The sequence below is a fragment of the Bacillus sp. LL01 genome, assembly GCF_001037965.1.
The window spans coordinates 218121-230682 of the sequence record NZ_LFEL01000002.1; the positions used below are offsets into that span (position 1 = coordinate 218121).

General features: G+C 44.9%; 11 protein-coding genes and 1 tRNA gene. 1 reads left to right on the forward strand and 11 read right to left on the reverse strand.

Features of this window, described 5'->3' with window-relative positions:
* Positions 1 to 20 precede the first annotated feature (20 nt).
* From eno to AB685_RS07625, 9 genes are all read right to left on the reverse strand, one after another.
* Positions 21 to 1316 carry a phosphopyruvate hydratase gene (gene eno, locus AB685_RS07585; RefSeq protein ID WP_047969988.1) on the reverse strand — a complete coding sequence of 432 codons (1296 nt, stop codon included), beginning with the start codon at positions 1314 to 1316 and terminating at the stop codon, positions 21 to 23.
* A 154-nt stretch (positions 1317 to 1470) separates the two neighbouring features.
* Positions 1471 to 3006 (reverse strand): 2,3-bisphosphoglycerate-independent phosphoglycerate mutase, encoded by a 1536-nt coding sequence (gene gpmI, locus AB685_RS07590; protein ID WP_047969989.1) that lies wholly within the window; start codon positions 3004 to 3006, stop codon positions 1471 to 1473.
* Positions 2999 to 3760 carry a triose-phosphate isomerase gene (gene tpiA, locus AB685_RS07595; protein WP_047969990.1) on the reverse strand — a complete coding sequence of 254 codons (762 nt, stop codon included), beginning with the start codon at positions 3758 to 3760 and terminating at the stop codon, positions 2999 to 3001. Before tpiA ends, gpmI begins: the two co-directional genes overlap by 8 nt.
* A gap of 230 nt (positions 3761 to 3990) precedes the next feature.
* The gene (locus AB685_RS07600) at positions 3991 to 5175 is read right to left on the reverse strand and encodes a phosphoglycerate kinase (protein ID WP_047969991.1); all 1185 of its coding nucleotides are present in this window, start codon (positions 5173 to 5175) and stop codon (positions 3991 to 3993) included.
* A gap of 144 nt (positions 5176 to 5319) precedes the next feature.
* Positions 5320 to 6327 (reverse strand): type I glyceraldehyde-3-phosphate dehydrogenase, encoded by a 1008-nt coding sequence (gene gap, locus AB685_RS07605; RefSeq protein ID WP_047969992.1) that lies wholly within the window; start codon positions 6325 to 6327, stop codon positions 5320 to 5322.
* 231 nt (positions 6328 to 6558) lie between these two features.
* Positions 6559 to 7578 carry a sugar-binding transcriptional regulator gene (locus tag AB685_RS07610; protein WP_047969993.1) on the reverse strand — a complete coding sequence of 340 codons (1020 nt, stop codon included), beginning with the start codon at positions 7576 to 7578 and terminating at the stop codon, positions 6559 to 6561.
* Positions 7579 to 7739: 161 nt separating this feature from the next.
* On the reverse strand, positions 7740 to 7982 hold the full coding sequence (locus tag AB685_RS07615; RefSeq protein ID WP_047969994.1) for a glutaredoxin family protein: 243 nt from the start codon (positions 7980 to 7982) through the stop codon (positions 7740 to 7742).
* Positions 7983 to 7997: 15 nt separating this feature from the next.
* Positions 7998 to 9332: an RNA polymerase factor sigma-54 gene (rpoN, locus tag AB685_RS07620; RefSeq protein ID WP_047969995.1), complete on the reverse strand. Its 1335-nt coding sequence runs from the start codon at positions 9330 to 9332 to the stop codon at positions 7998 to 8000.
* A gap of 803 nt (positions 9333 to 10135) precedes the next feature.
* Positions 10136 to 10213, reverse strand: a tRNA-Arg gene (locus tag AB685_RS07625).
* 347 nt (positions 10214 to 10560) lie between these two features.
* Between AB685_RS07625 and clpP the strand changes: the two genes are divergently transcribed.
* Positions 10561 to 11148: an ATP-dependent Clp endopeptidase proteolytic subunit ClpP gene (gene clpP / locus AB685_RS07635; protein WP_047969997.1), complete on the forward strand. Its 588-nt coding sequence runs from the start codon at positions 10561 to 10563 to the stop codon at positions 11146 to 11148.
* Positions 11149 to 11188: 40 nt separating this feature from the next.
* On the opposite strand, the gene AB685_RS07640 is transcribed toward clpP, so the two are convergent.
* Together AB685_RS07640 and whiA are read right to left on the reverse strand one after the other, a co-directional pair.
* Complete coding sequence (locus AB685_RS07640) at positions 11189 to 11446, reverse strand: HPr family phosphocarrier protein (RefSeq protein ID WP_047969998.1); 258 nt, start codon at positions 11444 to 11446, stop codon at positions 11189 to 11191.
* A gap of 72 nt (positions 11447 to 11518) precedes the next feature.
* On the reverse strand, positions 11519 to 12463 hold the full coding sequence (gene whiA, locus AB685_RS07645; protein WP_047969999.1) for a DNA-binding protein WhiA: 945 nt from the start codon (positions 12461 to 12463) through the stop codon (positions 11519 to 11521).
* Between the last annotated feature and the right edge of the window lie 99 nt (positions 12464 to 12562).

Sequence of the window (12562 nt, forward strand, 5' to 3'; positions counted from 1 at the left end):
CGGGTCCTCGATAGAAGAAATTACTTCTTCAAGTTATAGAAAGAACGTAGTCCTTCGTAGCGAGCTGTGCTACCAAGCTGGTCTTCGATGCGAAGAAGCTGGTTGTATTTTGCTACGCGGTCTGTACGGGATGGTGCACCTGTTTTGATTTGGCCAGCGTTTGTTGCTACTGCGATGTCAGCGATTGTGCTGTCTTCTGTTTCACCAGAACGGTGAGAGATTACTGCAGTGTAGCCTGCGCGTTTAGCCATTTCGATTGCTTCGAAAGTTTCAGTAAGTGTACCGATTTGGTTCACTTTGATTAGGATGGAGTTACCGATTTTGCGCTCGATACCTTCAGCCAATTTTTTTGTGTTTGTTACGAATAGGTCGTCCCCTACTAATTGAACTTTGTTTCCGATGCGTTCTGTTAATAGTTTGAAACCTTCCCAGTCGTTTTCGTCTAAGCCGTCTTCAATGGAGATGATTGGGTATTTGTCCGCCATCTTCTCGTAGAAGTCCACCATTTCAGCAGAAGTGTAAACAACGCCTTCACCCTTAAGGTGGTATTTGCCGTCTTCTTTGTTGAAGAACTCAGAAGCTGCAGCGTCCATAGCTAGCATTACTTGCTCTCCTGGTTTGTAACCAGCTTTTTCGATTGCTTCGATAATCGTTTGAAGAGCTTCTTCGTTAGATCCTAGGTTTGGAGCGAATCCGCCTTCGTCACCTACAGCTGTGTTTAAGCCTTTAGCGCTTAATACTGATTTAAGTGCGTGGAAGATTTCTGCACCCATACGTAGTGCTTCTTTGAAGTTTTCAGCTCCAACAGGCATTACCATGAATTCTTGGATGTCCACGTTGTTGTCCGCGTGCTCTCCACCGTTGATGATGTTCATCATTGGTACTGGAAGCGTTTTGGAGTTGAATCCGCCAAGATGCTGGTATAAAGGAATTTGAAGGAAGTCAGCTGCTGCACGAGCTGCTGCCATGGAAACCCCAAGGATAGCGTTAGCTCCTAATTTGCCTTTGTTTTCTGTACCGTCAAGGTCGATTAGCGCTTCATCGATTGCTACTTGCTCAAGTACGTCGAAAAGACCTACTAGTTCAGGAGCGATGATCTCGTTTACGTTTTCTACTGCTTGTTGAACACCTTTTCCAAGGTAGCGGGACTTGTCGCCGTCACGTAGTTCTACTGCTTCGTATTCACCAGTGGATGCTCCACTTGGAACTAGTGCGCGTCCGAAAGCTCCGGATTCTGTGTAAACTTCTACTTCGATTGTTGGGTTACCACGGGAGTCTAAGACTTCGCGTGCGTAAACATCAGAGATAATTGGCATGTTTGTAACTCTCCTTTTGGGTTTTAATATATTTTTATACAACGTTGTACGGTTGATTTTCGCTTCAGCCGCTTGCTTTCCGGCGGGCGGTCCGGGAGTCAAGCGGCTTCCACTACAATCAACAGGGATTCGCTATTACATTAGTTAAAGAAAGTTACTTTTTGATTAAAGAACTTCCTGTCATTTCAGATGGTTTGTCCACCCCTAGTAAGTCTAGCACAGTTGGGGCCAGGTCACCAAGAATTCCGCCGTCGCGGAGTTGTACGCCGTTCTTTGTGACGATCACTGGTACTGGGTTGGTGGTGTGGGCAGTCATTGGGTTGCCTTCTGTCGTTACGACTTCGTCAGCGTTTCCGTGGTCTGCCGTGATGATTGCCACGCCGTCTTTTGCAAGGATAGCGTTGACTACCTTCCCAAGGCACTCGTCTGTCACTTCTACTGCCTTGATGGTTGGTTCAAGCATTCCGGAATGCCCTACCATATCAGGGTTTGCGAAGTTCAGGATGATTGCGTCGTGTTTATCGGCGGCTATTTCTGCTAAAAGTGCGTCCGTTAATTCGTATGCACTCATTTCTGGTTTCAAGTCATAGGTTGCCACTTTCGGAGAATCGATAAGGACTCTTTCTTCTCCAGGATAGGCATCCTCACGTCCACCACTCATGAAGAACGTCACGTGCGGATATTTTTCCGTCTCAGCGATACGAAGCTGGTTCAAGCCGTTTTGGGATAACACTTCGCCCAATGTGTTGTCCATTCCTACCGGTTTGAAGGCGACGTAACCATCCACTGTCTCACTAAAGTGTGTAAAGCATACAAACTGAAGGTTGTTCGGATGCTTTAGTCCACGGTCAAAGGCGCGGAAGTCCTTGTTCGTGAACGTATTAGAGATTTGGATGGCACGGTCAGGACGGAAGTTATAGAAAATCACGGCGTCTTCGTCCTGAATGGTTGCTACAGGACTGCCATCTTCTTTTGTCATAACAGACGGAATGACGAACTCATCGAAGATTCCATTGTTATAGGAGTCATTGATACACTCCATTGCATCGTTGTAGCTAGGGCCTTCGCCGTACACCATGGCACGATAGGATTTCTCTACACGATCCCAGCGCTTGTCGCGGTCCATGGAATAGTAGCGACCAGAAATGGTTGCTATCTCTCCGATACCTAGTTCGAGAAGCTCCTCGTTCAGCTGTTCGAGGAAATCAGGAGCAGATTTTGGTGCAACGTCACGGCCATCAAGGAATCCATGTATATACACGCGGTCCATGCCTTCTCTTTTTGCAAGCTTTAGAAGTGCGAAGAGATGCTGGATGTGACTGTGCACGCCTCCGTTGGAAAGCAGACCGAAAATGTGCAGGTTGGTTCCTTTTTCTTTTGCATGGTGGATCGCGTTCAGGAAAGTTTCATTTTCATAAAAGTCCCCTTCACGGATCGCCACGTTCACACGTGTCAAGCTTTGGTACACAACGCGACCGGCGCCGATGTTCAAATGGCCAACTTCGGAGTTGCCCATTTGTCCTTCCGGCAGTCCTACCGCTTCCCCGCTTGCAATCAACTGCGCATGCGGATAGGTGCTCCATAACTTATCAAAATTAGGTTTGTTTGCTTGCGCAACCGCATTACCGGTTGTTTCACCGCGTATCGCAAAACCGTCTAAGATGATTAATGCTACTGGTTTTTTAGTCATTCTTACCTGCCTCCAAAAGCTGTAAGAAAGATTGGTGCTCTAGGCTTGCGCCTCCAACTAGTGCTCCATCGATATCAGATTGAGCCATGTATTCTGCAATGTTCGTCGGCTTTACAGAACCGCCGTACTGGATACGTACCGCGTCTGCTGCAGCCTGGTCGAACTCGGAAGCGATGACGCTACGGATGTGCGCACATACTTCGTTTGCATCTTCAGCTGTGGAAGATTTGCCAGTTCCGATTGCCCAGATTGGCTCATATGCAATAACAGTCGTTTTCACTTGATCAGAAGTTAGGCCTGTTAGAGCTTTCTTCACTTGGTTACCAACGATGTCATTCGTTTTACCGGACTCACGCTCTTCAAGCGTTTCACCGCAACATACGATTGGTGTTAAACCATGTTTGAATGCAGCAAGAGTCTTCTTGTTGACCGTTTCGTCTGTTTCAGCGAACATTTCACGACGCTCGGAGTGACCAAGCACGACGTAGGATACGCCGATATCTTTTAATGCAACAGGGCTCACTTCGCCTGTGAATGCTCCGCTGTCTTCAAAATGCATGTTTTGGGCACCGATTTGAAGGTCGCGGCCTTCGACATTTGAAACAAGTCGCTCTAGGAATAGTGCTGGTGCACATACTACTGCATCGATTTTGTCAGTCGAAGGTACTAATCCTTTTACCTCTTCCACGAAGCTTGTTGCTTCGGAGAGTGTTTTGTGCATTTTCCAGTTACCAGCAATAATTGGTTTACGCATGGTATCCATCCTTTCGGGGTTGGGGTTGTCTATAGGGATTAAAAATAAATATAGTTTCTGTTATTCGCCGCTGTTGATTTCCGCAAATGGCTTCGCTTTCCTGCGGGCGGTCCGGGAGCCTCCTCACTTCGTAGCGGGGTCTCCCCTGTCCCTTCTTCCCGCTGGAGTCTTCGCCTTTTGCTCCAATCACCAGCTAGAAACTATTTTAGTACAAAAGAAATATACTTGTATTACTTATCGTTCAGCGCCACTACTCCTGGAAGTTCTTTGCCTTCCATGAATTCTAGGGACGCGCCGCCACCAGTTGAGATATGGCTCATTTTGTCTGCGAGGTTGAATTTTTCAACAGCAGCCGCAGAGTCTCCTCCACCGATGACAGAGTATGTATCGGTAGCTTCTGCTAAGGCTTCACCTACTGCTTTTGTTCCGCCAGCAAATGCTTCTAGTTCGAATACTCCCATTGGTCCATTCCAGATAACAAGCTTGGAGTTCTTGATGACATCCGCGTAGATTTCACGGGATTTAGGTCCGCAATCAAGTCCTTCCCAGTCGCTAGGGATTTGGTCAATAGGAACGATTTTTGTGTTTGCATCGTTTGAGAAATCGTCGGCAACCACTACATCCACAGGAATGTAAAAGTTAACGCCTTTTTCTTTTGCCTGCTCCATGAAGGATTTAGCAAGATCGACTTTATCTTCTTCCAATAAGGATTTTCCAACATCGTAGCCTTGCGCTTTGATGAACGTGTAAGCAAGTCCACCACCGATGATCAGGTTGTCCACTTTGTTCAGAAGATTTTCGATGACACCGATTTTATCTTTAACCTTTGCTCCACCGATGATTGCCGTGAATGGGCGTTCCGGGTTGGAAAGGGCTTTTCCTAGTACTTCTAATTCTTTTTCCATTAAGAGGCCTGCTACTGCCGGTAAGTGCTGGGCGATACCTTCTGTGGAAGCATGTGCACGGTGAGCAGCGCCAAATGCGTCATTTACATACACATCTGCAAGTTCCGCAAACTCCTTCGCAAGTTCTGGATCATTTTTCTCTTCTCCAGGGTAGAAACGTACGTTTTCTAGTAAAAGAACGTCTCCCTCGCTCATTTCGTTTACGATTGCTTTTACGGAATCTCCGTAAGCTTCATCCGCTTTTGTTACATCTTTTCCAAGAAGCTCTTGTAGACGAGAGGCTACTGCGTTTAAGCGAAGCTCTTCTACTACTTGCCCTTTTGGACGACCTAAGTGGCTTGCAAGCAAGACTTTTGCGCCGTTATCCACTAGGTGCTTGATTGTTGGCAATGCAGCACGGATACGGGTTTCGTCTGATACTTGTCCATCCTTCATCGGTACGTTGAAGTCCACGCGGCAAAATACGCGTTTGCCTTTGACGTCGATGTCACGAATACTTTTCTTGTTCATCTTGAACGGCCTCCCTTGAAAGGAAATTAGTGTTAAAAACATGAAAAGAGGGAGGGGTGTGTTCCCCAATCCCCCTCTACTTCACAATTCTTATTATAGAATGCTGATAAGGTTTATCCAAGCAATATCTACTTGCTATAAAAATTATAGTCCTTTAGCAGCGATGTATTTCGCTAGGTCTACTACACGGTGGGAGTAGCCACTCTCGTTATCGTACCAAGAGATTACTTTAACCATGTTGCCTTCCATTACCATTGTGGATAATGCGTCGATTGTAGAAGAATCAGGGTTTCCGTTGTAGTCACCAGATACTAGTGGCTCTTCAGAGTAACCAAGAATTCCTTTTAATTCGCCTTCAGATGCTGCTTTGAACGCTGCGTTTACTTCTTCAGCTGTTACGTCTTTGTCAAGCTCTGCAACAAGGTCAACTAGAGAAACGTTTGGAGTTGGAACACGCATAGCTCCACCGTTCAATTTACCTTTTAGTTCAGGTAATACTAGAGATACTGCTTTAGCAGCTCCAGTAGTTGTTGGGATGATGTTCTCAGCTGCAGCACGAGCACGACGGTAGTCTTTGTGTGGTAAGTCTAAGATCTGTTGGTCATTTGTGTAAGAGTGAACAGTTGTCATCATTCCACGTTTGATACCGAACTTGTCGTTCAATACTTTTGCGAATGGCGCCAAGCAGTTAGTAGTACAAGATGCGTTAGAGATAACGTTGTGGTTAGCTGCATCGTACTTGTCTTCGTTAACACCCATTACGATTGTGATATCTTCATCAGATGCAGGTGCGGAAATGATTACTTTCTTAGCGCCAGCTTCTAAGTGTTTCGCAGCGTCTGCACGCTTTGTGAAGAAACCAGTAGATTCTACTACTACTTCTACTCCAAGCTCACCCCAAGATAATTTCGCTGGGTCGCGCTCAGCTGTTACTTTGATTGTTTTGCCGTCAACAACTAGGTTGTCTCCGTCTACTTTCACGTCAGCGTTTAGTTTACCGTGTACGCTGTCATATTTTAGAAGGTGAGCAAGCATGTTAGCGTCTGTTAAGTCGTTAACTGCTACGATTTCCACCTCAGAGTTGTTTAGTGCTGCGCGGAATACGTTACGTCCGATACGTCCAAATCCGTTAATACCCATTTTTACTGCCATGTTAAGTTCCTCCTTAGTTTTTCAAAAATATTTTTTTGTTGGCTATGTTAACACGCATTTGATTTCCACAAAAGGCTCCGCTTTCCGCGGGCGGTCCGGGAGCCTCCTCGGCTTCGCCTGTGGGGTCTCCCCTGTCCCTTCCTCCCGCAGGAGTCTACGCCTTTTGTTCCAATCAAATGCTGAGAATGCGTAAAGCATTCCTTATTTAACACAGCTTTTATATAAGGGATGTTACTCCCTAATTAACTTTTTTGCCGCTCCTTCATCCGTTATGAGGATGGTGTGTGGGGCTTTTTTTAAATACGCTTGTATCGCTTTTGCCTTTGATGCACCGCCGGCGACCGCAATCACACATTCTATCTTTTCCAAATCTGCGAGTTGCATTCCAACTGTCTGAACTTTGTGTACCACTTCTCCGGCTTCGTTAAAATAGTACCCGAAAGCTTCTGCAACGGCGTTGGCCTGTTCGATCTTACGCATGTTCTCCGGTGCAGTTTTACGGCGCTCTGCCATTGTTTTAGCGTCCCCAATTCCATGAATAACCATACTAGAATTTTTGATGAGAGAAATCACTTCTTTTATCGAAGGTTCTTCAATCATCGACTGATAGGATTCATGGCTCAGTGAATCTGGTATATGCAAGAGCCTGTAGTCGCCCGATGCCTTCTCTGCCATGGTGGCACAGATGGTGTTCGACTGATTTTGCACTTTTTCCCCAAGTCCGCCTCTAGCTGGGACAAATAGAAGATTACGGTTTTTCGTGTCCGGTGTCATCATTTCTGCTACCGAGGAAACAGTCGTTCCACCAGCTACAGCAATGACATTTTCGTTATGGAATCGTTCTCGCATGGTTGTAACGCACGCTCGACCGAGTTCCTTCTTCACCCAAGGGGATTGGTCACTGTCACCCGGAACTACGACAACTTTTGTAATCCCTAATTTTTCTTCTATTCCCGCTTCCAACAGCTTTAAACCGGATACCTCTTTCATGATCTCTTCTAGGTCCTTGATGAGATATTCCCCTTCATTCGTCAATGTCATGCCGGCAACACTGATATGAATCAGGTTCTGCGCTTTGAGAAAATCAACCTCACTCCTCAGCACCCGCTCACTCAAACCAAGACTACCTGACAAGCTTCTTCTTCCAATTGGCTGCATCAACCTTATGTATCTCAGGATCTCGTATCGTTTCTGCATAATGGAAAGAAGATCAGGTAACAATTTCTTTTGTACTTCAATAATCTGCTTCATTATAGCTTCCCCTTTAGAGTGTGTCTTTTACCTAATGGACAAAACATTAGCTGGACCCAAAACGTCCCACTATGACATATTATGTCCCAGTAGCGGTAAAAAAAATCCACCCTTGCTACAAGTTGATTGTAACAAAGGTTAAACCCTTATGCAACCAAGGTTTAGCGGATTTTTTCAAGTAAACGCTTTCTTACTTCTTCTTTGTTCACTTGTCCATATGCAAGCATTTCACCCTCATGCTCCACCACCGGAATCATCAGCTGATATTTTTCCAGTAATGCGTCGTCTTTATAGATATCAAATTCTTCTATGGTGAAATTCAGTTCGGATTGCAGCTCTTTGAGTTTAGTTTTCGCTTTGTCACAGAGCGGACAATCCACTTTTGTGTAAAATTGGAGGTTCATTTTGCATCTGCCTTTCTAATCATACCTTTTTCTCATCGAGGAGCTCGGGATGTTCAGAAGATCTCTGTACTTAGCCACCGTTCTTCGCGAGATAGTTATATGATACTGCTTTTGCAGGATGTTTGTCAGCTGCTGATCGGATAGTGGCTTTTGTTTGTCTTCTTTTTTGACGAGCTCTTCCACTAGCTGCTGCACCTGCTTCGTTGATGTTTCCTCTTCGTAGCGGCCTGTCAGACTCTGGCCGAAAAAATACTTTAGTTCAAACAGTCCATATGGTGTCTGTACATACTTTTCCTTTGTCGCCCGACTGACCGTGGACTCATGGATGTCCAGGCGGATGGCGATATCCTTCAATGTTAGCGGTTTCAAAAATGACGGTCCGTTGAAAAAGAAGGACTGCTGCGCTTGGAGGATTTCCTCCATCACCTTCACAAGTGTGTACTTGCGATGCTCCATGCTCTTGACGATCCACTGGCATTGCTGGATCTTTTCCTGCAGGTATGATTCGAGTTCATTTTTACTTTTTAGAGTCGCCTCATATTGTTTGTTTATATTGATTTGTGGAATGATTTCTTCATTTAAAGATACAATGAACTGATTTTGATGCTTCTGGACGATGAGATCCGGGATGATGTATTTCGGTTTTTCTACCGTTTCATATTTATTTCCTGGACGAGGGTTCAATTTTACTATATCGTCGTGTATTTCCTGTATTTGCTTTAGACTGATAGCGTACTCTTTGGCAAGTGTCTTCCATGCCTTTTCCGCAAAAAGGTTAAAGTCGTTTTCCAGGATAGCTTCTGCCACTTCGTTTCGGTTCGGTTGACGTCTTAGCTGAAGCAAAAGGCATTCTTTGAGATTGCAAGCTCCTATCCCGGCCGGTTCTAGCTGTTTAATGTTGTTAAGCAAGTCTTCTATTGTTTTTGTTGATGTTTTTAGTTGCTCGGCAATTGTTGTTGGCTCTTCTTGTATATAGCCATTCGGATCCATGTATTGGATGACTAGTTTTGCAAGCTGCCGCTCTTCGGTTGAGAGGGGGCTGTCGACAAGTTGTTGCTCTATATATTGTTGGAGTGTTTCTCCGTGTTTGCTGAAATTTTCAATGGAAAAGGTTTGTGTTGTGGTCGTCCCGATCTTTCTCGGTTTTAAACGTTGCACACGTGATGATGCAAGCTCCCTATGCGTGGTCGGCATTTTCAAATCCATTAAAGGATTCTCCAGTGACTGCTCTTTCAGGAAATCAACCATCTCTAGCGTCGAATACTGCAATAACGTAATCGCCTGCTTCAACTCCTGCGTCATCGCAAGCCGCAACGACTGCTCCTGATACAACCCAACTGACTGCTTCATACTGCCCATTCCTCCTCCGGTCACTCTCAGATCCGGTCTCTACCCCTATTCTACATGACTTTTGGGATCTTGTAAGCTTTAAAAATATTCCTTTAATTGCTTTTAAATCACTTTTAAATTATTTTTAAATCACTTTAGGGGTCAGACCCCTGCAGGAATTTTGCTCCTTATGTCGAAGGGGGGCCATTTCACCATGGTTGCTGGTACTCTATTTTATTGTGGTCTTCCCGTTGTCATACTTATTTTCTTAATTAGAGGGAAATAAACTTAGCCTAATTATCTATCACCTTCAATTCGGCATAATATCTACACGAAGCCGGTACCAATAAAGTGAATGCCATAACCAATGCCATCAATTTTTTCATCATTTTCTCTTCCTCTTCTTCTTAAGGGGAAATTTAACTACGCAAAAAAGGCCTCCCTATTAGCTGGAGGCCACTAAAAAACTTATAGATATTGATGGTTTCTAGCTGTTGATTGGAGCAAATGGCGTAGACTCCAGCGGGGGAGTAGCGACAATCTTGAAACCCCGCAGGGCAAGCCCGAGGAGGCTCAAGGTCGCCCCGCGAAAAGCGAAGTCATTTGCGGAAAGCAACAGCGGTGTTTAACCAAAGCCTAGAATTAAGTACTTTTTCAGTGGCCTCATTAGGTGAAGGGGAGCCTTTAGACAAAATAAAAACCCAGTGTGCCGACACTGGGTGAATAGATCATATGAGATAACGGCGCTTGTCCGTTACAAGTAATACTATAGCATGTTTCACAATTGCATTTCAAAAGTAAGTTTTTCCAATATAAGAATCAAATGGCGCGCTCGGAGGGAATCGAACCCCCGCATGACGCGGTACCGGAAACCACCGCTCTATCCCCTGAGCTACGAGCGCATGCTAGAAAAGGAACTTTATTAATATACCAAATTATACACCAGATGTCGAGAGGCGAGCAATAGGAACTTACCACTTTATATTAATCCATTCTCGATATAATGCTTTTACTAAACACCGTTTGAAAGTTTAATTACACCCGAGACTGGATATGATTATTACATGGGGAAAAATGGGGGTATTTGCGATGGTTTTTATTTGACCATTCTTGACCTTGTATGTATGATGAAAGTACATAAAGATTTAGTAATACTTACTAATTGGTATAGGTTCACCAAAGTGTTTTCCCATTTTTACATAGGAGCCTATGTCGATAGAAAACTTAAATTTCAAGGAGGAAAAGTGAGATGAACTTAATTCCTACAGTTATTGAACAAACAAGCCGTGGGGAGCGCGCGTATGACATTTACTCCCGCTTATTAAAAGACCGTATCATCATGCTAGGAAGTGCGATTGATGACAATGTGGCAAACTCCATTGTGTCTCAGCTCCTATTCTTGGCAGCGGAAGATCCTGATAAGGATATCTCCCTTTACATCAACAGCCCGGGTGGATCCATCACAGCTGGTATGGCCATCTACGATACAATGAACTTCATTAAACCAAATGTCAGCACAATATGTGTGGGTATGGCCGCTTCCATGGGAGCATTCCTACTTGCAGCTGGTGAAAAAGGCAAGCGTTTCGCGCTTCCAAACAGTGAAGTCATGATTCACCAACCACTTGGTGGAGCGCAAGGTCAAGCAACGGAAATCGAGATCGCTGCAAAACGCATCTTGTTCCTACGCGAAAAACTGAACACGATCTTATCTGAGCAAACAGGTCAACCAATCGAAGTGATCTCCCGCGACACAGACCGCGACAACTTCATGACAGCCGACCGTGCATTGGAATATGGATTGATTGATAAAGTTATGAAAAAAACCAACCTATAACAAAAAAACCGGGCTTCCCATTAAGGGGAGACCCGTTTTTTTAGTTCTCTTGTTGAACGTACTCCGTCAATGCTGTAATTGCATCTTCTTCGTCGTGACCGTCAGCGATCAGAGTAATCGTTGTTCCGGAGCTGATTGCAAGGCTCATCAGGCCCATGATGCTTTTTGCATTTACCTTTTTGCCGTCCTTCTCTAGGAAAACCTCACTTGAGAAGCGGTTGGCCTCCTGTACGAATAGGGCAGCCGGGCGTGCTTGCAAGCCTGTTTTTAAACGAACATCCACTTGTTTTTGTACCATTTGTATTCCTCCTCTATCTAATATATTTTCGCTGGTCGAAGCCGCCTCAAAAATGAGATGACCCTCACAGTTTTATTTAACAGATTCCCCTGCACGTAGTTTATCGGCAATTTCATCTATTTTTCGTAGTCTGTGGTTGATGCCGGATTTGCTGATGGACCCACTGGAAACCATTTCGCCAAGCTCCTTCAGAGTCACATCCTGGTAGGTGACACGCAGCTCTGCAATTTCACGGAGCTTGTTAGGTAGAATCCCAAGTCCGACCGTGCTGTCGATGAAGCGGATATTTTCCACCTGTCTAATTGAGGCACCAATTGTTTTATTGAGATTGGCGGTCTCACAGTTCACCAGTCGATTAACCGAATTCCGCATGTCGCGTACAATCCGGATGTCTTCGAATTTCAACAACGCCTGATGGGCGCCGATGATACTGAGAAACTCGGCAATTTTTTCTGCCTCTTTCAGGTAAGTGATAAAGCCCTTCTTACGCTCCAGCGTTTTACTGTTTAAGTGAAACATATTCATGAGCTCGCACAAAGATTCATTGTGTTCGTTGTAGAGCGAAAAGATCTCGAGATGATAGGATGATGTTTCCGGATTATTGACAGAACCTCCTGCCAAAAAGGCACCTCGCAAATACGAACGCTTGCAGCATTTTTTTGCGATCAGCTCCTCCGCAATGTCACGTACGAAGGTGAAGCCGTCTTTTAATATCTTCAATTCATCCAAGATGTAATGGGCCTGTTCCGCATAACGGACGATGTAGACGTTGTTTTTCTTTAACCTCATTTTCTTACGTACTAGCAATTCGACACGAACATCGTATATCCTTTTTGTTAGAGTATAGATTCTGCGAGCAATCGCGGCATTTTCGGTTTGTATATCCAAAATCAATTTCCTGTTGGAAAAAGACAGGGACCCGTTCATCCGGATTAGTGCCGCAAGCTCCGACTTCACGCAACAATCTTTGGTTTCTATGGTTGTCAGTTCTTTTTTCGTTTCAGAAGCGTAGGACATCGTTGATCACCCCCAATTTGAGTTTACTAGGTGTCGGGGAGGCAATGACAGCTTGCACAGCCCAGTCATCACTTCAACACTGCCACCAGCAATGCATCC